We start from the raw sequence: 20502 nt of genomic DNA, 5'->3' as shown, positions 1-20502 counted from the left end.
CAACGGAGGCGTAGGGAACAGCCACCGGTTGAAAGTATATGCACAACTCACTGGCCGCCGGATGAGCCATTATGCCTGCGGGGACCCCCCAATCCGGCATCCCGTGTGGCAAAGTGGTGCCATGCCGGAACTACCCGAGGTGGCCGCACTGAGCACGTTCCTCGACACACGGCTGCGCGGCGCGGTGCTGGAGAAGATGCAGGTTCTGTCGGTGGCGGTCCTCAAGACGGCCGATCCGCCCTACACGGCGCTGGCGGGCCGGGTTATCACCGGAGTGGAGCGTTTCGGGAAGTTCGTCAGCATCGACGCGGATGGCCTGTATCTCGTCTTTCATCTTGCCAGGGCCGGCTGGGTCCGATACACCGAAAAACCCTCGCCCGATCCGCTCCGGCCCGGCAAGGGTCCCATCGCGGCCCGGCTGCACCTGACGGGCGGCGACGGCGGGAAGGTGGGCATCGACCTGACCGAGGCCGGCACCAAGAAGGGCCTGGCAATCTACGTGGTGTCAAAGCCCGCCGACGTTCCCGGCATCGCAGACCTCGGGCCGGATCCGTTCGCCCCGGCCTTCAGCCGGGAAGTGTTCGCCGAGATCCTTGCCGGGCACGCGCACCAGATCAAGGGGGTGCTGCGGAGCCAGAGTGTCATTGCCGGCATCGGAAACGCGTACAGCGACGAAATCCTGCACGCCGCGAAGATTTCCCCGTTCGCCATGGCCAATTCCCTGGAGCCGGCGAAGGTCGGGATCCTGTTCGACGCCATGCACACCGTCCTGGGAGCGGCAGTAACCCAGGCCCAGGGAAAGGCGCCCGCGGACCTCAAGGATGCGAAACGGAGCGGCATGAATGTGCATGGCCGCGCCGGCCAGCCCTGCCCGGTATGCGGGGACACGGTCCGGGAGGTGTCCTTCGCGGATACTGCCCTGCAGTATTGCCCCACCTGCCAGACCAACGGCAAGATCCTGGCCGACCGCAGAACGTCGCGCTTCCTCAAGTAGGTCCTCGAGTAGCGCCGGCAGCTCAACCACGTGCCGCCGTCGAACGGGCAACAAAAAAACCCCGCCAACCCTGTTGGGTTGGCGGGGTTTTCATGCGGTCGGGCTGACAGGATTTGAACCTGCGACCCCTTGACCCCCAGTCAAGTGCGCTACCAAGCTGCGCTACAGCCCGTCAGTTCCGCCGTTCTCCGCCAGATGAATCTTCCGAAGAATTTCATCTAAGCAGTCCGGCCGAACCACCTAGAAGAGCTTACACGATTCCGGCGGGTGCCAGTGACACTTTCCGGTATTCGCCGCCCGGTGTGTCGTAATTAACGCTTCTTGCCGCGCTTTTCGCGAACCCGCATGCTGACTTCGATGGGCGTGCCCTCGAAGCCGAAGGTTTCCCGCAGGCGACGGGTGATGAACCGGCGGTAGCCCGGGTCCAGGAACCCCGTGGTGAACAGGACGAACTTCGGCGGCCGGCTGGAGGCCTGCGTGCCGAACAGGATGCGGGGCTGCTTGCCGCCGCGGACCGGGTGCGGGTGCGCCGCCACGAGCTCGCCCAGGAAAGCGTTGAGCCGTCCGGTCGGAATGCGCCTGTCCCAGTTTTCCAGCGCCAGCTCCAGCGCCGGCACCAGGCGGTCCTTGTGCCAGCCCGTCTTGGCGGAGATGTTGACGCGCGGCGCCCACTCCACGTGCGCCAGGTCCTGCTCGATTTCGCGTTCCAGATAACGGCGCCGTTCGTCGTCCAGAAGGTCCCACTTGTTGAAAGCGAGCACCAGGGCACGCCCCGACTCAATGGCCAGCTGCAGGATGCGGACGTCCTGCTCGCTGAGCACCTCATCAACAGCAAGAAGAACGACGGCGACCTCCGCCTTTTCCAGTGCACTCTGGGTCCGGAGCGAGGCATAGAAGTCGGCACCCTGCGCCATGTGCTGGCGCCGGCGGATGCCGGCGGTATCCACGAAACGCCAGGTCTGGCCGCCGAGCTCGATGAATTCATCGACCGGGTCGCGGGTGGTGCCGGCAGTGTTGTCCACCACCACTCGCTCGGAGCCGGCAAGCTTGTTCAGGAGGGAGGACTTGCCGACGTTGGGGCGTCCGATCAGGGCGATCCGGCGCGGGCCGCCGGAGCGTTCGACGCCCTCAACGGTGGAAAACTCCGGCAGGGTGTCCATGACGTGGTCCAGCAGGTCGGCGACGCCGCGGCCGTGCAGCGCGGAGACGGGGTACGGCTCGCCGAAGCCCAGGCCCCACAGGACTGCGGAGTCGGCTTCCTGGACAAAGTCGTCCACCTTGTTGGCCACAAGGATGACAGGCTTCTTGCTCCGCCGGAGCATTTTCACCACGGCCTCGTCGGTGGCGGTTGCGCCCACTGCCGAGTCGACGACGAACAGCACTGCGTCAGCCAGCTCCACTGCCATTTCGGCCTGCTCCGCCACCCGGGCATGGATGCCGCGGGCATCGTGTTCCCAGCCGCCGGTGTCCACTAGCGTGAAGTTCCGCCCGTTCCAGTTCGCCGAGTACATCACACGGTCGCGCGTCACGCCCGGGGTGTCCTCCACAACCGCTTCGCGGCGGCCCAGGATGCGGTTGACGAGGGTGGACTTGCCGACGTTAGGGCGGCCGATGATGGCGAGCACGGGGTCCAGCTTGAGCGGGCCCTCGAGATCGTCCTCGTCGTGCAGGCCGCTGAGGAGCGCGGCGTCTTCTTCGTCGAGTTCGTAGTCATCCAGTCCGGCGCGAAGGGAAGCGGCGCGAAGCTCCGCCTCGTCGTCGTCCATGGCCGCCAGATGTTCAGCCACCTGGTCTGTGCCGGTGGGCGTGTATTCGTCTTCGCCGGCGCCGGAGTGGCCGGAAGTTTGAGTCGTATCGCTCATTGCTTTCCTTAATGGTGGTCTGCCGGCGGTCCGGCTACTGCGGTGGAACGTTGGTGCGGATGATCCGCGGAGGGCAAAGGCATCCCGCTGTGCCGGACGGTGTTCCGGACGTGCGCGGCCAGAGTGTCCCGGATTTCCGTAGCCGCCCTGTCCATTGAAGCACGCCCGGTTTCACCCGGTTTCCGGCCGAGCGCGAGGGGCTGGCCAAAGCTGACGTGCAGCCTGCGGCCGGGTTTCGGGATGCTGTCGAGGTGTTCGCCGCCCTGCCGTGTGCCCAGGATGGCCACGGGCACCACAACGGCGTCCGAATTCAGGGCGAGCCATGCCACCCCGTTGCTGATGCCGGTTGCCGTGCCGCTCCCCCGGGTCCCCTCGGGCAGGATCCCGATGCAGCGCCCGGCGTCGAGCACGTCCTTGCTGAGCTGCAGGACCGAGCGGTCCCCCGCACGGTCAACCGGAAGCTGGCCCGAGGCCCTCAGCGCACGGCCGAGGAAGCCCTTGAACATCTCCTTTTTAACGAGGATGTGCATAGGACGGGGCGAGGCGCCGAACATGACGGGTCCGTCGAGGAAGCTGACGTGGTTGCCTGCGAAAATCACCGGCCCCGAGGCCGGAACGTTGGAGCGCCCGGTTACGGATGTGCGGTAGACGGCGTTGTTCAGGAACCGGCCGACGGGCCGGCTCCACGTCATGGTCCACGCACCCGGAACAGTGGCGGAATCACTCATGGTTGATGACCTTGGTGACGATGCGCAGCGCCGCAACCACGGTTTCCTCGAAATCCAGGTCGGACGAATCCAGCGTCACCACGCCGTCCGCCGCTTGGGTGAAGTTCACCACGGTGGAGTCCTTCGCGTCCCGCTGGGTCACCTGGGCGGCCAGTTGCTCGGCGCTTTGCGTTCCGCCGAGCTGGATACCGCGGCGGCGGAGCCGGGCTTCCTCGCTGGCGGTCAGGAGCATGCGCACCTGTGCACCGGGCACGACGACGGTGGTGATGTCCCGGCCCTCCACCACCATGCGGCGGTTGTGCTTTTCGATCAGGGCGCGCTGGCGCCGGATGAGTTCGGTCCGGGCACCGAGCGTGGTGGCGACGGCGCTGACAGCCGAGGAGATGCCCGGTTCCCTGATGGCGTCGGTGACGTCGGCGCCGCCCACCCGAACAAATTCGGTGTGCGGGCTGGTGCTGATGTCCAGCGGCAGTTCTTCGGCTGCCAGTTCAACGGCAGTGGCGTCGGCGAGGTCCGTTCCGCGGTCAAGGCAGTACCAGGTGAGGGCCCGGTACATGGCACCGGTGTCCAGGTAGGCGAGGTTCAGGCGGCGTGCCACTTCCTTGCTGACGCTGGACTTCCCCGAGCCTGATGGCCCGTCGATGGCCACAACCAGCGGACGGCCCAGCCGGAGGGCAGGCAAAGTGTCGATCAGTTCCTGTGTCATTACTGAAGTACCCGCCATCCACGGTCGCTTAGTGCTTCTACAAGTAGGTCATGCGCGCTCGGCAGCACCGAGAGCTCCACCATGCCCACGTTCTGTCCGGAGGAGTGGTCCAGCCGGAGGTCTTCGAGGTTGACGCCAATCTCACCGATCTCGGTCAGCAGCCCGGCGATCTGGCCGGGCCGGTCATCGACAAGGACTGTGAGCCAGGAATAGGCCTGCGGAGGTCCGCCGTGCTTACCCGGAATCCTGGCCTGCCCGGCATTGCCTTCGCTCATCAGCTGGGCCAGGTCAAGACGGGCCCCTGCGGCCGCGGGGTCTTCCAGCGTCCCGATCAGCCGGTTGAGGTCTTCGCGCACACCGTAAAGGATCTCCACCACCTTTCGGGCATTCGCTCCCAGGATCTGGACCCATAGCGTGGGGTCGCTGGCGGCGATGCGGGTGGTGTCGCGGAGCCCGTTTCCGGCGAGGGAAAGGGCATGCATCGGGGTGTCCTGCAGCCGGCTGGCCAGCAGCGAGGACATCACCTGCGGCAGGTGGGAGACCAGGGCCACGGCCCCGTCATGTTCCTCGGCCGTGAACTGCGAAACGAGGCCACCCAGGTCGGTGGCCAGCGCCCGCGCAGCCTGGAGCGCCCCGGCCGAGGATTCCTCCGTCGGGCACATGACCCACGGCATGGAGGTGAAAAGCTCGCCCCGCGCGGCAACGGGCCCGGACTTCTCGCGACCTGCCATGGGATGGGTACCCACATAGCGGCTGAGGTCCGCGCCGCGGCCCCGCAGGTCATGCAGGATCGCTGCCTTGACGCTGGCGATGTCGACGACGGTGGCGTCCGGGTAGTCTGCCAGCGCACGTTCCACAACGTCCGCGGTCACGTCCGGCGGCGACGCGACGACAACGAGTTCAGGACGTTCGTCACCCATGGCAGCCAACGGGACGCCTGCGCCGATGTCGACGGCGACTGCCTGGTTGGTCGGCGACGGATCGGACAGGTACACGGCAACGCCGCGGCCGCGCAGGCCAAGGCCGATGCTGGTGCCGAGCAGGCCCGTGCCGATAACGACGACCGGGCCATTAAGGTGTCCGCGGCCGTGCGTACGGAAAGCCGACATCCCTTACAGCCCCACGGATGCCAGCAGGTGGCCGACTTCCTGCTTGCCGAGGTTGCGGATGCTTCCCTGGCGCTGATCGCCGAGGCCGATGGGGCCGACCTTGACGCGCACCAGGCGCAATACCGGGAAGCCGACGGCGTCGAACAGGCGCCGGACAATGCGGTTCTTGCCGGAGTGCAGCACCACTTCAATCAGGACATGGCCCGGTGTCGAGTCGACCAGGCGGAAGGAGTCGACCGAGGCGAAGCCGTCCTCGAGTTCGATGCCGTCCTTGAGCTGCGCGCCGATACCCTGCGGGAACGGCCCGCGGACTTGGACCAGGTAGGTCTTGGGGACCTCGTAGGACGGGTGGGTGAGCCGGTTGGCCAGCTCGCCGTCGTTGGTCAGCAGCAGCAGGCCCTCGGTGGCGACGTCAAGGCGTCCGACGTGGAAGAGCCGTTCGCCCTGGTTGTTGCGGATGTAGTCGCTGATGCACGGCCGGCCTTCGGGGTCCTCCATGGTGGACACCACGCCCTTGGGCTTGTTGAACACCATGTAGACCAGCGTGTCATCGAGCTGGATGCGCAGGCCGTCCACGTGGATGACGGCGGTCTTGGGATCGACGCGTACACCGAGCTCGGTGACGACCTTGCCGTCGACCTCAACGCGGCCCTCGGCGATCATCTCTTCGCAAACGCGGCGGGAGGCGACGCCGGCGGAGGCCATGACCTTCTGCAGGCGGACGCCGTCGGCGTCGTGGACCTCGGACTGCGGCACCTCGGCGCGCGGACCCCGCGTGCGGGAGGGCCGGCGGACCGGCCCCAGGTTCTGGCCGAAGCGTTCGCTGCCGAAGGCGCGCGGACCGGCGGCCTTGGGGGCGCCCGACTTGGGCTTCAGTGCGCCCGGGGTGCCGGGGGCCCTGTTCGCGCCGGGCTTCCGGGCGTCTGCCCTGCGTGCGCCGGTCTTCGGTGCCCCTGTCCTGGCTGCGGGGGCCTTGGCGCCCCCCTTCCAGTCACCGGCGGGCTTCCGGCCGGCGGGTGCCTCGTCGGGGTCGACGAAGCGCTCCTCGCGGGGTTTGGCCTTGAAAGTGCGGTCGCCGAAGGGGCGGTCGCCGCCCTTGGGGAAGTCGCGCTTCCCGGCGCCTGCACCTGCGCCGCGGCCTTGTGCCGCGCCCCGTGGAGCGTTGCGCTCCGGACCTTTACGTCCGGAGCTGTTACGTGGTGAACCCTGGCGTCCCGCCTGTGTCATGACCCGTCCTCTGTGATTTTGACCGGCAAAGGTTGTCCAGAGACAACACTAGCCAGCCGTGCAGATTAAATCTGCCCTGGTAAAAACTGCTTCGCAGGCATGCCGCCTACATTCTTCCGGCGTCGTAGAACTCTTCAATTCCTTCAAGCCCCGGAAGGTGCGGTGAAAGCTGAGGCAACTCAGCCACCGAGCCGATTCCCATGCGTTCAAGGAAATACGACGTCGTGCGGTACAGGACAGCGCCCGATTCCGGATCTGTTCCGCCATCCTCGATCAAGCCGCGCTGGGTCAGCGTCCGCACAACAGAGTCAACGTTGACTCCCCGAATTGCAGACACCCTTGCCCTGGATACCGGCTGCCGGTAAGCGATGACGGCAAGTGTCTCGAGCGCCGCCTGGGTCAGCCTGGCCGTCTGCCCCTCCAGGACGAAAGCACCGACGACGTCGGCGAATTCAGCCCGTGAGTAGATGCGCCAGCCACCGGCGACATTCCGCAATTCAAAACCCCGGGGGCTGGAAGCGACGTCATGCTTAGGTCCATTACTGCCAGTTTCCAAATCCGGGGCTTTAACAGTATAGCCGTCATAGTCGCGCTGCAGATCCAGCAGCAGCTCCTCTACGGCAGCCAGCGTCAGGTTCAGCCCGGCGGCAAGGTCGGCGGCAGAGGCGGGCTCGTCGAGCACCATCAGCACCGCCTCAAGCGCGGCGCGTTCCCGGCCTGCAACTGGATCCGTCATTGCTGCTCCTCGTATTCCTCGCTCAGGTGCTCCCCTGTCCAACCGGTGCCGTCTGCCGTCCAGCGCACAGTCAGGTCGCCCAGCGGCGCCACTTGGTCGAAGGCCACCACCTGGTCCCTGAACAGCTCCAGCAGAGCCAGGAAGCGTGCCACCACAACCAGCGTGGATTCGGCGTCGGCTATCAGTGCACGGAACGTCAAGGGCCGGCCATCCTGCAGCCGCAGGCCGATGAGTTCAGCCTGTTCCTTGACGCTGACCGTGCTGCCGTGCAGGTGGGCCACTCCGACCTCCGTCGGCGCGGGCTCCTTTGGCTTGAGCGCTGCCTCGGCCAGTGCCGCGAACTGTGCGGGGCTGTGCTTCCAGACGAGCTCCGGCAGCATCGCTGCGAAGTGTTCCTCGAGCGCCACCTGGCGCGGATAGCGCCGGGACTCCAGTTCCAGGGTGGCGTCCATCAGCGCGGCAACCTTCTTGAAGGCCTTGTACTGCAGCAGCCGGGCGAAGAGCAGGTCGCGTGCCTCGAGAAGGGCGATGTCGTCGTCGTCCTCCACTTCACCGGCGGGCAGCAGGCGCGCTGCCTTCAGGTCCAGCAGCGTGGCCGCGATAACGAGGAACTCACTGGCTTCGTCAAGGGCCCACTCCTCCCCCAGCTCCTGGAGGTTCCGGATGTACCGGATGAACTCGTCGGTGACCGTGGCAAGCGCCACCTCGGTGATGTCCAGCTGGTGTTTGGAGATCAGTCCCAGCAGGAGGTCGAAGGGGCCGCTGAAGTTGGCCAGCCGTACTTCGAAGCCGGACCGCCTGGCCTCGGCGGCGGGCGTTGCCGGCTCTGCGGTCATCCGGGCTAGGGCGCGCCGCCGCGCGAAATCAGTTCCTTGGCGAGGCGGCGGTAGGCATCGGCACCCACATGGTTTCCGGCATAGCTGGTGATGGGCTCGGCAGCGACGGTGGCGTCGGCGAACTTGATGGAACGCTTGATGACGGTTTCGAAGACCTTGTCCCCGAAGGCCTCCACCAGCCGGCTGATGACCTCGCGGCTGTGCAGCGTGCGGGCGTCGTACATCGTGGCCAGTACGCCGTCCACCTGCAGCCGCGGGTTGAGGCGGTCCTGGACCTTGTCGATTGTTTCGACCAGCAGTGCCACGGCGCGCAGGGCAAAGAATTCGCAGATCAGCGGAATGATCACGCCGTGGGCCGCGGTCAGGGCGTTGACGGTAAGCAGTCCGAGGGAAGGCTGGCAGTCGATGAGCACGACGTCGTAGTCGTCCTCGACCTTCTTCAGCGCCCGGTCGAGGACCTGCTCTCGGGCCACCTCGTTGACCAGCTGGACTTCCGCCGCCGAGAGGTCGATGTTGGCCGGTAGCAGGTCCACGTTCTCCACGCCGGTCTGGTGGATGGCTTCGCGGATGTCGATCTTGCGGTCCATCAGGACGTTGTAGACGGTCAGATCGAGTTCGTGGGGGTTGACGCCGAGTCCGGCGGACAGCGCACCCTGCGGGTCGAAGTCCACCAAGAGCACGCGGCGGCCGTATTCGGCGAGCGCTGCGGCAAGGTTGATGGTGGAGGTGGTCTTGCCCACCCCGCCCTTCTGGTTAACCATGGCTATGACGCGGGCCGGTCCATGGGAGGACAGCGGCGCGGGCTCCGGAAATTCGCGGTGGGGACGGCCTGTGGGACCCATGACGGCGTCTTCCAGGTCGAGTTCCGTGCCTTCCAGAGTTGCTGAACCCTGTTCGCTGCTCACGTATCTATCCACACTTTCGATGACGGTGATTTTCTGCCGCTGTCTTCCAGCGCCCCTGCTTCTTCCACCCCAAGGCTACAGCGCCCGACACGGCATTCCGTGGACCTTGACTTTTGATGGCGCTTGAGCCTTTACCTTATACTTGAGGTCGAAGGTTGGCCTTTTGCGCGGCAATGAAACCGCCCGCACAGGCAGGGGCCTGTGCGGGCGGTTTCATTCTGGCTGTACTGGCGTTGGACCCTAGGCCTTGGCCGGCATGGCGGCTGCGGGGGCTTCCACCGCGCCGTGGTGGTGCGCCACCATGGTCTGTTCGTCGAACGGTTCCTCGCCGGACAGCACGCGGTTGACCTGTTCGCCGTCGACCTCCTTGACCCAGGTGCCGACCAGCAGGGTGGCGACGGCATTGCCGGTGAAGTTGGTCAGTGCACGGGCCTCGGACATGAAGCGGTCGATGCCGACGATCATGCCGACGCCGCCCAGGAGCTCGGGCCGGTGAGCCTGCAGTCCGGCAGCAAGCGTGGCCAGTCCGGCGCCGGTGACGCCGGCCGCACCCTTGGAGGCAATGATCATGAAGATCAGCAGGGAGATCTGCGCGCCGAGGTCCAGCGGGGTGCCCATCGCGTTGGCCACGAAGAGCGACGCCATGGTCAGGTAGATGGCCGTGCCGTCCAGGTTGAAGGAGTAACCGGTGGGAACCGTCACGCCGACAACAGGCTTGGAGACGCCCAGGTGCTCCATCTTGGCGATGAGGCGGGGCAGTGCGGCCTCGGAGGACGACGTCGAGAAGATCAGCAGGTATTCGCGGGCCAGGTACTTCATCAGCTTGAAGATGTTCACGCCGGTGACAACCTGCAGCAGGCCGCCGAGGATGACGACGATGAACAGCGCACAGGTTATGTAGAACGCGATCATCAGGGTGAACATGCTCACGATGGCCTGGAAGCCGGTGGCGCCGACCACGGCGGCGATGGCACCGAAGGCGCCCACCGGGGCAAGCCACATGATCATGATCAGGATGCGGAAGACCAGGGCCTGGCCGTGGCCGATGGCCTTCAGGATCGGCGCGCCCGACGGGCCCATCTTCTGCAGCGCGAAGCCGACGAGGATGGCAGCGAGCAGGGTGGGAAGCACCGGAACGTCGCCGGGGATGATGCCCAGCAGGAAGTCCACCGTGCTGTCCGTGGCCGCCTTTTTGTTGGGGTCGTACGGCGTGAGCTTCAGGCCTTCGCCCGGGTGGATGATGTTGCCGACGACGAGGCCGATCGCCAGCGCGAAGGTGGACATTACGACAAAGTAGCCGAGTGCCAGGCCGCCGACCTTACCAACGGTGGCCGCCTTGGCGATGGAGCCGATGCCCAGCACGATGGTGCAGAAAATGACCGGGGCGATCATCATCTTGATCAGCTTGATGAAGCCGTCACCGAGGGGCTTGAGTGATTTTCCGACCTCGGGGAACAGCAGTCCCACCAGAGCGCCGAGGATGACGGCTGCGATAACCGCGATGTACAGGTAATGGGACTTGTCGAGTCCCTTACGCTCGGCTTTAGCCGGCGCTGCCGACTCTCCTCGTTGAGAAGCCATCTTGTCTCTCCTTATGGATAATCTGGAAGACGCTTCGGCACAATCTCTGGGCTCCGTGCGTCGGTCCTTTGTGATTTCCATCATTCGCCACAGAGTGACTTGGCTCACCGTTGCGTTCATATTGGTCATGGGAGGTGTTGATGATCCACCGCTGGAGCATCGCGAGGCGGCTGTTCGTGGCGAACCTGCTGTTCATGCTGGCCCTCACGGCCATCGTCGGGACGGCGGTCTTTGTAGACGCCAGGGACCATGCCTACGAGGAGGCCGGCCGCCGGATGGGCGCCCTCGCTACGTCCATCGCCGATAACCCGCTGGTTTTGCAGGCCGCCGGCTCCGGAAACCCCTCGGCGCAGCTGCAGCCGTACGCGCTGAAAGTGATGGCCGATTCCGGAGCCGATTTCATCACCATCATGGCGCCGGACCGGACGCGGTGGACGCACCCGCTGGACGAGGAGCTGGGCCGCCCCTACATCGGTTCGATCCAGGAGGCCCTGCAGGGCCGCGTGTTCACCGAGATCACCGCAGGAACGCTGGGTCCGTCGGTGCGGACGATCGCCCCGGTGAAGGACGCCCGCGGCGCGGTCCGCGCACTGGTGGCGGCCGGGGTCACCGTCAATACGGTGGACGTGGCTGTGTCCGGCAGGCTGCCGGCGCTGCTGGCCGTCTCCGGCTCCCTGCTCGCGGGCGGATCGCTCGCGTCGTGGTTCCTCGGCCGCTACCTGCGGCGCGTGACCAGGGGGTGGGGTCCCGAGCAGCTGGCCCAGCTCTTCGCCTACTACGAATCGGTGCTGCACTCGGTCCGGGAAGGCGTTGTCCTGATTGACCGGGCCGGAAGGGTGGTCATCTACAACGACCAGGCGGCCGAACTGCTGGGGCTGGAGCCGCGGGAAGCAGAGGACGACCACGCGGCCACGCCGTTGCTCGCCGAGCTGCCCCTGGCCCCCAGCCTGAAGGAACTCTTCGAATCGGGGCGCACCGCCCACGACGAAATCCACCTCACCCGAGACGGAGTGCTGGTGGTTAACCAGCGGCCTGCAGTGGGGCCAGGATCCTCCGGCGGACGGCAGCGGGGCCCGCTGTTCGGCACCGTTGCCACCATCCGGGACCGCACGGAGATCGAGTCCCTGGGCACCGAGCTTGAGAGCATGCGGACACTTTCCGACGCCCTCCGTGCGCAGACCCACGAGCACGCAAACCGCCTGCACACCATGGTTTCCCTGCTGGAGCTGGGCCGGACTGATGAGGCGCTCGACTTTGCCACCAAGGACCTGGAGCTGAGCCAGCAACTGACGGACGACGTGGTGGGTTCAGTCCAGGAGCCGGTACTGAGCGCACTAGTCATGGGCAAGGCAGCCGAGGCCCACGAGCGCGGCGTCGAGTTGGTGGTTGAGGCGTCCGGGCCTGCCCTCAGCGGAGAGTTGCTCGTACAGGACCTGGTCACGGTCCTTGGCAATCTGCTGGACAACGCCATCGACGCTGCCGCCGAGGCCCCCGCACCGAGGCGGGTGGAGCTGCTGGTGGACACGGCAGGCGGGAGCCTGGACATCACCGTGCAGGATTCAGGCAAAGGCATTGACCCGGCAGCTGTGGAGGACGTGTTCCGCTACGGTTTCAGCACCAAGACGGCCGGGCCCTTCGGGCGGGGCCTCGGCCTGGCACTGGTGAAACAGGCCGTCCAGCGCCTGGCCGGTACCATGAGCATCAGCAACTCGAGCACCGGCGGGGCACGCTTCCACATCGCGCTTCCGGCCACGATCGCTTCGGACACGTTGCTCCCAGACACTTCGTTCCCGGACACCTTTCCACCAAGCACACCGCCGTCGAGCACAATCCCGTCCAGCACGGCCGCATCGAGCCCCCCGGAGGAGCACGCGTGACAGACATTCGAGTCCTCGTCGTCGAGGACGAGCCCGTAGCGGCTGCGGCACACGCCGCCTACGTGGGCAGGGTGGACGGATTCACGCTGGCGGGAACGGCCCCGGACGGCCAGTCGGCGCTCCGGATGCTCACCGAGTTCTCTGCCGCCGGCAGCCCCGTGGAGCTGGTTCTGCTGGACATGAACCTGCCGGACCTGCATGGCCTGGACATCGCCCGGCGGATGCGCTCCGCCGGGCACTTTGCCGACATCATCGCAATCACAGCCGTCCGGGAACTGGCGATTGTCCGCAGCGCCGTCTCCATCGGCGTCGTGCAGTACCTCATCAAGCCGTTCACCTACGCGACGTTCGCGGACAAGCTGGAGAGCTACCGGCAGTTCCGTGAGCAGCTGGCGGGACCGGCGGCGGGGTCGGCGAAGGCAGCCGCATCGCAGAGCGATGTGGACCAGGCCTTCGCCAGCCTGCGGGCGCCGTCCGAGCTGCCGCTGCCGAAGGGCCTGGCCCCTTCAACCCTCGACGCCGTCCGCGACTTCATGAAGGAACAGCCCGGGGCCGTCTCTGCCACCGAAGTCATGACCGCCTTGGGGATGTCGAGGGTCACCGCGCGGCGCTACCTTGAGTACCTTGCCGACGCCGGAACGGTCTCCCGTACGGCACGGTACGGCGCTCCGGGCCGCCCTGAGAACGAATACCGCTGGTCCCGCGCCTGATCATCAACGGGCACCGCGGGTACTCGCACAGCTCATCACCCAGGGGCCCGCTGAGGACAATCCTTCAGGCAGCCGCGGGTAAGGGCCAGTAGGGCCAGGGATCCAAAGGCATTGGTGGATCCAGGTCTTTGGGTCTATCCTGCGGCTCCAGCCAGTCCTCCGCCCAATCCTGGCCGGGTGCTGGTTCGTGCCAGTCCTGGCCAGGTGGGTGGTTCCCAGTCCTGGTACTCGGCCGGGTAGGACCGTCCCTTGGGCGAGATCCAGCCTGGTGGGGCGTCACGGGTGGCGCCGACCGGTCTCCACGCCGTGGCGTGTTTCAGGCGATGGTGTTTCGGGCAGGGCTGGCCGAGGTTGGCGACGCCGGTGCCGCCGCCGTCGGCCCAGGCGAGGATGTGGTCGGCGTCGTTGTCCAGGGAGTGGTTGTTGCAGTTGGGGAACGTGCACTTGGCGCATTGGTTTTGTTAGCCGGTAGCTGGTGCGTCCGATCTCCAGGGGCGCACCGTCGCGGGGGTCGGTGAGGACGCGGTGGAATGATGTTGCGCCGTCGGCGACGAGCCTGCGGGCCATGGACGGCGGGATCGGCCCGTACCCGTCGAGTGTGGCCGGCTCATCGGACAGGCCGAGCAACGAGAACACCGGAACGGTGACCAGCACCTGCGCCTTGGGGGACGGCACACCACCGGCCAGCGCATCACCGGCCAGTGCATCACCGGCTGGCGCATCACCGGCTGGCATCTCACTGGCCGGCGTGGAGTCTGCGGGCAGGACATCTGGGGGCGGGCCGTCAACCGCGCCGTCAAGCGGGTGGCCTGCGGTGAGCAGCCACGTGGCGAAGGCGTCGACGCGGAGCTGGGTCAGGGTCCGGGACTCGGTGGGGCCCTGCATGGCGCGGGCGGCGGCGGTGGTGCGGTTCCAGATCCCGGCGGCCTGGTCCGCCGGCAGGTACGCCGAGAACCAGGCCATGCCGTCCCGGTCCGGGGCATACTCCAGCCGCCGATCCTTCACACTCTTGGTGTGCCGGGTCTCGATGCTGACCGGATGGTGCCGCTCCCGCCAATACCGTGCCTTCGCCCGGAACCTGCCCGGCGTCAGCTCCCCCGCCGGGCAACCCCGCGCTGCGTTGGGCGCGTCCGGGTCCAGGAAGTGCGCCTCAAACGCCGCGGCCGCTTCCGGATCCAACCCCCTCGGTCTCATCGCACATGATCCGCGCGTGCTGCCAGGAGACTGTTCCTGACCCGAGCGCGGCCAGCGTCAACGGCAGGTCCCTGCTCAGCCTGGCCGATTCCTCCAGAAACCGGGCCGCCGACCCCTCACTCAGCGTTAGCGCGCCCGCCACCTCCGCCGTCACTGACATCTGCAGCACGTCCCGCTCCGACCGGGAAGCATCAGGAGCCGCCAAAACCGCCTCCGCAGCGGCGAAACCGGCCGCGGCCTGCACCTTCAACGCCGCCACCCGGGCCTCCAACCTCGCAGCCTCGGCCAACGCATCCAACCAGGCATCCGCCTGATTCCGCAGCGGATCACCACCCGGCCGGGCTGCCCCGAAACCGGCCTCGACGCCGGCGGCCTCACGAACAAAAACCGCCAACGCGGCGACAGAGGACTCCACGCCCTCCACTGTCTGCACCGCCTTCGCATCCATACCCACAGCATGGCAGGGGGCACTGACATTAAAGGGTGGATCTGGCCCCACAAGCGGGCCGGATTGGAAAGTTTTTCTGAGCCGCTCAAAAACGAAAACTCTGTAGCAGCTCTGGGCGCCTCCAGCGGTAGGGTTTGTATACACTGCTCCGAAGATGAGAAGTAAGGCCGCCGGAATAGCTAGGCAATACTGCAGCCTGTGTATACACTCAATTTAAGTCCAGCCGAAGAAGGGAGACGAAATGCGTGCCAGTGACAGAGCCTATGCGGCGCTGCGCGACGACATTATCGAATGGCGCCTTCTCCCCGGCACGGTACTCGCCGAAGTCGAACAATCTGAACGCCTCGGCGTCTCACGCACGCCGCTCCGGGAGGCGCTGAGCCGCCTGACGGCGGAGGGGCTGACGACGCCGGGCGGCCGCGGCGTCGTCGTCACGGATATCTCACTGGACGACATCGACGAGCTGTTCGAGCTCCGCGAAACCCTCGAGGGAAAGGCTGCCGCGCTGGCAGCCCAACGCGGAGATGCCGACGTCTTCCTCCAGCTCCAGAGCGAGCTGCTGGACGCGCCTGCCCTGCTCAACTCCCCGGATCCCGCCCGGCACGACTATTACGAGCTTGTCGGCCGCCTGGATGCAGCCATCGATGCTGCCATCGCCAACTCCTACCTGGCGCAGGCCATGCGGAGCCTGCGCGTCCACCTTGTCCGGGTCCGCAGGCTGGCCGCCGACGACCACGCCCGGCTCGCAGCCGCGGCAGCCGAACATGCCGCCATCGCCGAAGCCATCGCCGAAGGCAACCCGCGACTTGCCGAAGCAGCCACCACCGTCCACCTGCACCGCAGTCTTTCCCACGTCAAAGCCGTCCACACACCCGCTCAGAAGGAATCCCATGGTTAAGGAACACCACGTCCGCGTATACAAGAGCGAGGAAAACCTCCCACGCGAACAGCAGCTCGCCCACAAGATTGCCGTCGTGGCAGCCGACCCGGTAGCGGTCACAGAGGACGTCACGGACATGGTCATCAACCGGATCATCGACAACGCCTCGGTGGCCATCGCCTCGCTGAACCGCGCGCCCATCGTTGCGGCCCGGGCACAGGCCCTGACGCACGGCCCGTCCAGCGGCGGCAAGGGTGCCAAGGTCTTCGGCATCGGTGAACGGGTGTCACCGGAGTGGGCGGCGTGGGCGAACGGCGTGGCGGTCCGGGAACTGGATTACCACGACACCTTCCTGGCGGCGGACTACTCGCACCCCGGCGACAACATTCCGCCGGTCCTGGCCGTCGCCCAGCACGTTGGCTCCAGCGGCCAGGACCTGATCCGCGGCATCGCCACCGGCTATGAGATCCAGGTGAACCTGGTAAAGGCGATCTGCCTGCACAAGCACAAGATCGACCACGTGGCCCACCTCGGCCCCTCTGCAGCCGCCGGCATCGGCACCCTCCTGGGGCTGGACGTCGAAACCATCTTCCAGTCCGTGGGTCAGGCCCTGCACACCACCACTGCCACGAGGCAGTCGCGCAAGGGCGAGATTTCCACGTGGAAGGCGCACGCACCGGCCTTCGCCGGGAAGATGGCGGTCGAGGCGGTGGACAGGTCGATGCGCGGACAGACGTCGCCGGTGCCGATCTATGAAGGCGAGGACGGCGTGATCGCCTGGATGCTGGACGGCCCGGACGCCTCCTACGAGGTTCCGCTGCCGACGCCCGGTGAGGCCAAGCGCGCCATCCTGGACACCTACACCAAGGAACACTCGGCCGAGTACCAGGCCCAGGCCTGGATCGACCTCGCCCGCAAGCTGAACAGGGAACACCCCGAAGCCACAGATCCGGCGAACGTGAAGTCCGTCCTGATCAAGACCAGCCACCACACCCACTACGTGATCGGCTCCGGCGCCAACGACCCCCAGAAGTACAGCCCCACCGCCAGCCGGGAAACCCTGGACCACTCCATCCCGTACATCTTCACCGTCGCACTACAGGACGGGGCCTGGCACCACGTGGACTCCTACTCCCCCGAACGCGCCGCCCGCCCGGACACCGTGGACCTGTGGCAGAAGGTCTCCACCGTGGAGGACCCGGAGTGGACCCGCCGCTACCACTCCCTGGACATCTCGGAGAAGGCCTTCGGAGGTTCGGTGGAAATCACGCTCACGGACGGCACCGTCATCCGGGACGAGATCGCCGTAGCCGACGCCCACCCCCTCGGTGCCCGCCCGTTCACCCGCGAACAGTACGTGAACAAGTTCCGCACGCTGGCTGCCGGCCTCGTGGACGAGACTGAGATCGAAAGGTTCCTCGCCGCCGTCGAACGCCTCCCCGAACTCAAATCCGGCGAACTGGACCAGCTCAACATCGCAGCGGCGCCCGGCGTCATCGACTTTAGCGCCGCGCCGAAGGGGCTGTTCTAGATGCTGTACTCCAAGACCACGCCCGAGCAGAAGCGGCTGCGCTTCCGTGAACTGCTGGCTTCCGGAACCATCCAGCAGTTCCCCGGAGCGTTCAACCCGCTCTCCGCCCGGCTGATCGAGGAAAAGGGCTTCGCCGGGGTCTACATCTCCGGCGCCGTCCTGGCCAATGACCTCGGCCTGCCGGACATCGGCCTGACCACCCTGACCGAGGTCGCCACCCGGGCCGGCCAGATCGCCCGGATGACCGACCTGCCCTGCATCGTCGATGCGGACACCGGCTTCGGCGAGCCCATGAACGTGGCCCGCAGCGTGCAGGAACTGGAAAACGCCGGGCTCGCCGGCTGCCACATCGAGGACCAGTTCAACCCCAAGCGCTGCGGCCACCTCGACGGCAAGAACGTCGTGGACCTGGACACCGCCACCAAGCGGATCCGGGCCGCGGCCGATGCGCGGCGGGACCCGAACTTCCTCATCATGGCACGCACGGACATCCGTGCGGTGGAAGGGTTGGACGCTGCCAAGGACCGCGCCAAGGCCCTGGTGGAGGCGGGTGCGGACGCTATCTTCCCCGAAGCCATGGCCACGCTGGAGGAATTCCAGGCCATCCGTGACGCCGTTGACGTGCCGATCCTGGCCAACATGACCGAGTTCGGCAAGAGCGACCTCTTCACCGTGGACCAGCTGCAGGATGTGGGCGTGAACATGGTGATTTATCCGGTGACCCTGCTCCGTAGTGCCATGGGGGCGGCTGAGCGTACGCTGGACTCAATTAAGGCTGACGGAACGCAGGAAGCGCAGGTAGGGAGCATGCTGACGCGCGCGCGGCTGTACGACCTGGTGGATTACGAGGCCTACAACCGCTTTGACACCGGTGTCTTCAACTTCCGGATCCCCGGGACCGACTGACACCCAAATCCCCGCAGGACCACCGGCCCCTCCGGCCGGTAACACGCAAGGAACGAAGGAGTTCAGCATGGCTGAAGAAGAGATCAAGAAGGGCCTCGCCGGCGTCGTGGTGGACTACACCGCCGTCTCCAAGGTCAATCCCGACACGAACTCATTGCTGTACCGCGGCTATCCCGTCCAGGAGCTCGCCGCCAGGTGCAGCTTCGAAGAGGTCGCTTACCTCTTGTGGAACGGCGAGTTGCCGTCTTCCGGCGAGCTGGCTGACTTCACGGCCCGGGAGCGCGCCGGACGGCCGCTGGATCCCGTGGTCAAGCAGGTGGTTGATGCCCTGCCGACGACGTCGCACCCCATGGATGTCTGCCGCACCGCCGCATCGGTCATGGGCGCCCGCCACAGTCTCGCGGAGGATTCCTCCCGGGAGGCCAACATGGCCAAGGCCCTGGACCTGTTTGCCGCGATGCCGGCCGTGGTGGCGTACGACCAGCGGCGCCGCCACGCGGCGGGACGCCCCGTTGAACCGGTGGAGCCGCGGGACGACCTCGGCTACTCGGCCAACTTCCTGTGGATGACCTTCGGCGAGGAGGCCGTCGCCGAGGTGGTGGAGGCCTTCAACGTCTCCATGATTCTTTACGCGGAGCACTCCTTCAACGCCTCCACGTTCGCCGGGCGCGTCATCATGTCCACGCTGTCCGACCTCCATTCGGCGGTGACCGGCGCCATCGGTGCTCTCAAGGGGCCGCTGCACGGCGGGGCGAACGAGGCCGTGATGCACACCTTCGACGAGATCGGCATCCGGCCCGAGGAGTCCCTTGAGGAAGCCGCCGACCGCGCCAAGGCATGGATGGAAAACGCCCTGGCCCAGAAAAAGAAGGTCATGGGCTTCGGCCACCGGGTCTACAAGCACGGCGACTCCCGCGTGCCCACCATGAAGGCGGCACTCGACAAGATGATCGCCCACTACGGCCGGCCCGAACTGCTGGGCCTGTACAACGGGCTCGAATCGGCCATGGACGAGGCCAAGGGCATCAAACCGAACCTCGACTACCCGGCCGGCCCCACGTACCACCTCATGGGCTTCGACACGAACATGTTCACGCCGCTGTTCGTGGCCAGCCGGATCACGGGCTGGACCGCCCACTTCATGGAGCAGCTGAACGCCAACTCGCTCATCCGCCCGCTGAGTGCCTACAACGGTCCGGACGAACGGCACGTGCCGTAGCCGCTCACCTGCAACGCGTACGGCTGTAAAGCGTACGACGCCGGGCCGGTCACCTTTTCGGGTGGCCGGCCCGGCGTCCTTTATCGCCGGTTCTCAGGAGGCGGCAGGTTGCAGCGCAAGGGAAACCAGCATTCGCTTGAGGTCCTTGTACTCCTGCGTTCCCATGTATGCCTTAGCCTCGGCGACCGAGTCGAACGTGAGCGGGGCGTCCTTTCCGTCCGCCGTGAGCCAAACAGTGTCGCCAAATTGCGCGAAGGGGACATTGTCCGGGCCGAGGATTCCGTTGTACAAGCCACACGTCGTGGTCTGCGGAGCCAGCTCTCCGTCAGTCAGGGCGAGGGACCCATAGACCTTGTCTCCCTGGATCACGCGGAAGACAAAGGCGGACGGGCCCTGGGGGTGTTCCCTGAGTTTGGCGGCCTTCTGCGGAATGTCGACTATTACCGAGTCGAGGGTCTGGTACGGCTTCGGATCCGGGCAGACCGGGCCGCCCGTGGCGTCATAAACCAACCTGAGAGTGGCCATGGTCTTGCCGGCGGCGTTCTTCAACTCGACGATGTTGTAGGAACCGCCGTCGATGGTTTGCGGCGTTTGGGACACCGTCCACCCCAGCGGGTGCTCAAAGGTGGCCTGGCCGGTGGCGTCCGTGAAAGTGGTCCACGAAACTGCGGCGGCAGTGCCTGTTGGCGCCGGAGTTGCTGTCGCCGACGATGTTGCGGAGGGCGTCGCCGACGGCGTTGGCTTGGCCGGCCCCGTCGTTTCGGAAGCGGACGGCAGCGCGGTGCCCGCCGGAGCGGGCCCCGATGCCAGCGGTCCGACGTTCGTCGCCACCAGCACACCGGCAGTCACCGCTGCGGCCGCCAGGGTCACCGCAGCGGCCACGCGGGCCCGCCGTCGTTTCCGGTGCTCGAACCGCAAGACGTTGGGCGGCAGGCTGTCCGTAAACATCGGGAGTCCGCTGGTCACTTGCCGAAGGGCCTCGTCGGCATCGGGCACGGCAGGATCGCTGCGGAGCGGGTCAGCCCCGGCAATCAGGTTTTTGATCGGATCCAT

17 protein-coding genes, 1 tRNA gene and 1 pseudogene are annotated in these 20502 nt (G+C 66.4%); 7 read left to right on the top strand and 12 right to left on the bottom strand.

Annotation, left to right across the window (positions count from 1 at the left end):
- Window positions 1–121: 121 nt before the first annotated feature.
- Window positions 122–994 carry an Fpg/Nei family DNA glycosylase gene (locus tag ACHMXB_RS03875; RefSeq protein WP_395402930.1) on the top strand — a complete coding sequence of 291 codons (873 nt, stop codon included), beginning with the start codon at window positions 122–124 and terminating at the stop codon, window positions 992–994.
- Window positions 995–1092: 98 nt separating this feature from the next.
- Here the strand turns inward: ACHMXB_RS03875 and ACHMXB_RS03870 are convergent.
- The 10 genes from ACHMXB_RS03870 to ACHMXB_RS03825 form a co-directional block, all read right to left on the bottom strand.
- Window positions 1093–1166, bottom strand: a tRNA-Pro gene (locus ACHMXB_RS03870).
- 139 nt (window positions 1167–1305) lie between these two features.
- A complete protein-coding gene (gene der, locus ACHMXB_RS03865; protein WP_395402928.1) occupies window positions 1306–2856 on the bottom strand; it encodes a ribosome biogenesis GTPase Der in 1551 nt (516 codons plus the stop codon).
- Window positions 2857–2864: 8 nt separating this feature from the next.
- The gene (locus ACHMXB_RS03860; RefSeq protein ID WP_395405113.1) at window positions 2865–3548 is read right to left on the bottom strand and encodes a lysophospholipid acyltransferase family protein; all 684 of its coding nucleotides are present in this window, start codon (window positions 3546–3548) and stop codon (window positions 2865–2867) included.
- A gap of 28 nt (window positions 3549–3576) precedes the next feature.
- Window positions 3577–4290: a (d)CMP kinase gene (cmk, locus tag ACHMXB_RS03855; protein ID WP_395402926.1), complete on the bottom strand. Its 714-nt coding sequence runs from the start codon at window positions 4288–4290 to the stop codon at window positions 3577–3579.
- Window positions 4290–5399 (bottom strand): prephenate dehydrogenase, encoded by a 1110-nt coding sequence (locus ACHMXB_RS03850; RefSeq protein WP_395402924.1) that lies wholly within the window; start codon window positions 5397–5399, stop codon window positions 4290–4292. Before ACHMXB_RS03850 ends, cmk begins: the two co-directional genes overlap by 1 nt.
- Window positions 5400–5402: 3 nt before the next feature.
- A complete protein-coding gene (locus ACHMXB_RS03845) occupies window positions 5403–6626 on the bottom strand; it encodes a pseudouridine synthase (RefSeq protein WP_395402922.1) in 1224 nt (407 codons plus the stop codon).
- A 106-nt stretch (window positions 6627–6732) separates the two neighbouring features.
- A complete protein-coding gene (locus tag ACHMXB_RS03840) occupies window positions 6733–7362 on the bottom strand; it encodes an SMC-Scp complex subunit ScpB (RefSeq protein WP_395402920.1) in 630 nt (209 codons plus the stop codon).
- A complete protein-coding gene (locus tag ACHMXB_RS03835) occupies window positions 7359–8198 on the bottom strand; it encodes a segregation and condensation protein A (RefSeq protein ID WP_395402918.1) in 840 nt (279 codons plus the stop codon). The genes ACHMXB_RS03840 and ACHMXB_RS03835 overlap by 4 nt, the downstream gene beginning before the upstream one ends.
- 5 nt (window positions 8199–8203) lie before the next feature.
- The gene (locus ACHMXB_RS03830) at window positions 8204–9103 is read right to left on the bottom strand and encodes a ParA family protein (protein ID WP_102974002.1); all 900 of its coding nucleotides are present in this window, start codon (window positions 9101–9103) and stop codon (window positions 8204–8206) included.
- Window positions 9104–9343: 240 nt separating this feature from the next.
- Window positions 9344–10684: a cation:dicarboxylate symporter family transporter gene (locus ACHMXB_RS03825; protein ID WP_395402916.1), complete on the bottom strand. Its 1341-nt coding sequence runs from the start codon at window positions 10682–10684 to the stop codon at window positions 9344–9346.
- A 140-nt stretch (window positions 10685–10824) separates the two neighbouring features.
- Between ACHMXB_RS03825 and ACHMXB_RS03820 the strand changes: the two genes are divergently transcribed.
- Window positions 10825–12561 carry an ATP-binding protein gene (locus tag ACHMXB_RS03820; protein ID WP_395402914.1) on the top strand — a complete coding sequence of 579 codons (1737 nt, stop codon included), beginning with the start codon at window positions 10825–10827 and terminating at the stop codon, window positions 12559–12561.
- On the top strand, window positions 12558–13271 hold the full coding sequence (locus ACHMXB_RS03815) for a response regulator (protein ID WP_395402912.1): 714 nt from the start codon (window positions 12558–12560) through the stop codon (window positions 13269–13271). The genes ACHMXB_RS03820 and ACHMXB_RS03815 overlap by 4 nt, the downstream gene beginning before the upstream one ends.
- 64 nt (window positions 13272–13335) lie before the next feature.
- Here the strand turns inward: ACHMXB_RS03815 and ACHMXB_RS03810 are convergent.
- A pseudogene (locus ACHMXB_RS03810) lies at window positions 13336–14913 on the bottom strand (DUF222 domain-containing protein).
- Window positions 14914–15154: 241 nt separating this feature from the next.
- Between ACHMXB_RS03810 and ACHMXB_RS03805 the strand changes: the two are divergent.
- The 4 genes from ACHMXB_RS03805 to ACHMXB_RS03790 all read left to right on the top strand — a co-directional run bounded on the left by ACHMXB_RS03805 (window position 15155) and on the right by ACHMXB_RS03790 (window position 19449).
- Window positions 15155–15811 carry a GntR family transcriptional regulator gene (locus ACHMXB_RS03805; protein WP_395402910.1) on the top strand — a complete coding sequence of 219 codons (657 nt, stop codon included), beginning with the start codon at window positions 15155–15157 and terminating at the stop codon, window positions 15809–15811.
- Window positions 15804–17324: an MmgE/PrpD family protein gene (locus tag ACHMXB_RS03800; RefSeq protein WP_395402908.1), complete on the top strand. Its 1521-nt coding sequence runs from the start codon at window positions 15804–15806 to the stop codon at window positions 17322–17324. The genes ACHMXB_RS03805 and ACHMXB_RS03800 overlap by 8 nt, the downstream gene beginning before the upstream one ends.
- A complete protein-coding gene (gene prpB / locus ACHMXB_RS03795; protein ID WP_395402906.1) occupies window positions 17325–18230 on the top strand; it encodes a methylisocitrate lyase in 906 nt (301 codons plus the stop codon). It abuts the gene before it with no gap.
- Window positions 18231–18297: 67 nt separating this feature from the next.
- Window positions 18298–19449 carry a bifunctional 2-methylcitrate synthase/citrate synthase gene (locus ACHMXB_RS03790; protein ID WP_395402904.1) on the top strand — a complete coding sequence of 384 codons (1152 nt, stop codon included), beginning with the start codon at window positions 18298–18300 and terminating at the stop codon, window positions 19447–19449.
- 93 nt (window positions 19450–19542) lie between these two features.
- Here the strand turns inward: ACHMXB_RS03790 and ACHMXB_RS03785 are convergent, their stop codons facing one another.
- The gene (locus tag ACHMXB_RS03785) at window positions 19543–20502 is read right to left on the bottom strand and encodes a hypothetical protein (RefSeq protein WP_395402902.1); all 960 of its coding nucleotides are present in this window, start codon (window positions 20500–20502) and stop codon (window positions 19543–19545) included.

Origin of the sequence: Arthrobacter sp. UC242_113 (genome assembly GCF_044054585.1) — a bacterium.
Classification (GTDB): Bacteria; Actinomycetota; Actinomycetes; order Actinomycetales; family Micrococcaceae; genus Arthrobacter.
Note: the sequence above shows the minus strand (reverse complement) of the source record. Positions and strands in the feature narration are given on the sequence as shown.

Coding starts and splice junctions, on each gene's coding strand:
- ACHMXB_RS03860 (WP_395405113.1), bottom strand. CDS start 3,548: ATGACGTGGAGCCGGCCCGTCGGCCGGTTCCTGAACAACGCCGTCTAC.
- ACHMXB_RS03875 (WP_395402930.1), top strand. CDS start 122: ATGCCGGAACTACCCGAGGTGGCCGCACTGAGCACGTTCCTCGACACA.
- ACHMXB_RS03785 (WP_395402902.1), bottom strand. CDS start 20,502: ATGGATCCGATCAAAAACCTGATTGCCGGGGCTGACCCGCTCCGCAGC.
- ACHMXB_RS03790 (WP_395402904.1), top strand. CDS start 18,298: ATGGCTGAAGAAGAGATCAAGAAGGGCCTCGCCGGCGTCGTGGTGGAC.
- ACHMXB_RS03805 (WP_395402910.1), top strand. CDS start 15,155: ATGCGTGCCAGTGACAGAGCCTATGCGGCGCTGCGCGACGACATTATC.
- cmk (WP_395402926.1), bottom strand. CDS start 4,290: ATGACACAGGAACTGATCGACACTTTGCCTGCCCTCCGGCTGGGCCGT.
- der (WP_395402928.1), bottom strand. CDS start 2,856: ATGAGCGATACGACTCAAACTTCCGGCCACTCCGGCGCCGGCGAAGAC.
- ACHMXB_RS03820 (WP_395402914.1), top strand. CDS start 10,825: ATGATCCACCGCTGGAGCATCGCGAGGCGGCTGTTCGTGGCGAACCTG.
- ACHMXB_RS03845 (WP_395402922.1), bottom strand. CDS start 6,626: ATGACACAGGCGGGACGCCAGGGTTCACCACGTAACAGCTCCGGACGT.
- ACHMXB_RS03850 (WP_395402924.1), bottom strand. CDS start 5,399: ATGTCGGCTTTCCGTACGCACGGCCGCGGACACCTTAATGGCCCGGTC.
- ACHMXB_RS03835 (WP_395402918.1), bottom strand. CDS start 8,198: ATGACCGCAGAGCCGGCAACGCCCGCCGCCGAGGCCAGGCGGTCCGGC.
- prpB (WP_395402906.1), top strand. CDS start 17,325: ATGCTGTACTCCAAGACCACGCCCGAGCAGAAGCGGCTGCGCTTCCGT.
- ACHMXB_RS03800 (WP_395402908.1), top strand. CDS start 15,804: ATGGTTAAGGAACACCACGTCCGCGTATACAAGAGCGAGGAAAACCTC.
- ACHMXB_RS03840 (WP_395402920.1), bottom strand. CDS start 7,362: ATGACGGATCCAGTTGCAGGCCGGGAACGCGCCGCGCTTGAGGCGGTG.
- ACHMXB_RS03825 (WP_395402916.1), bottom strand. CDS start 10,684: ATGGCTTCTCAACGAGGAGAGTCGGCAGCGCCGGCTAAAGCCGAGCGT.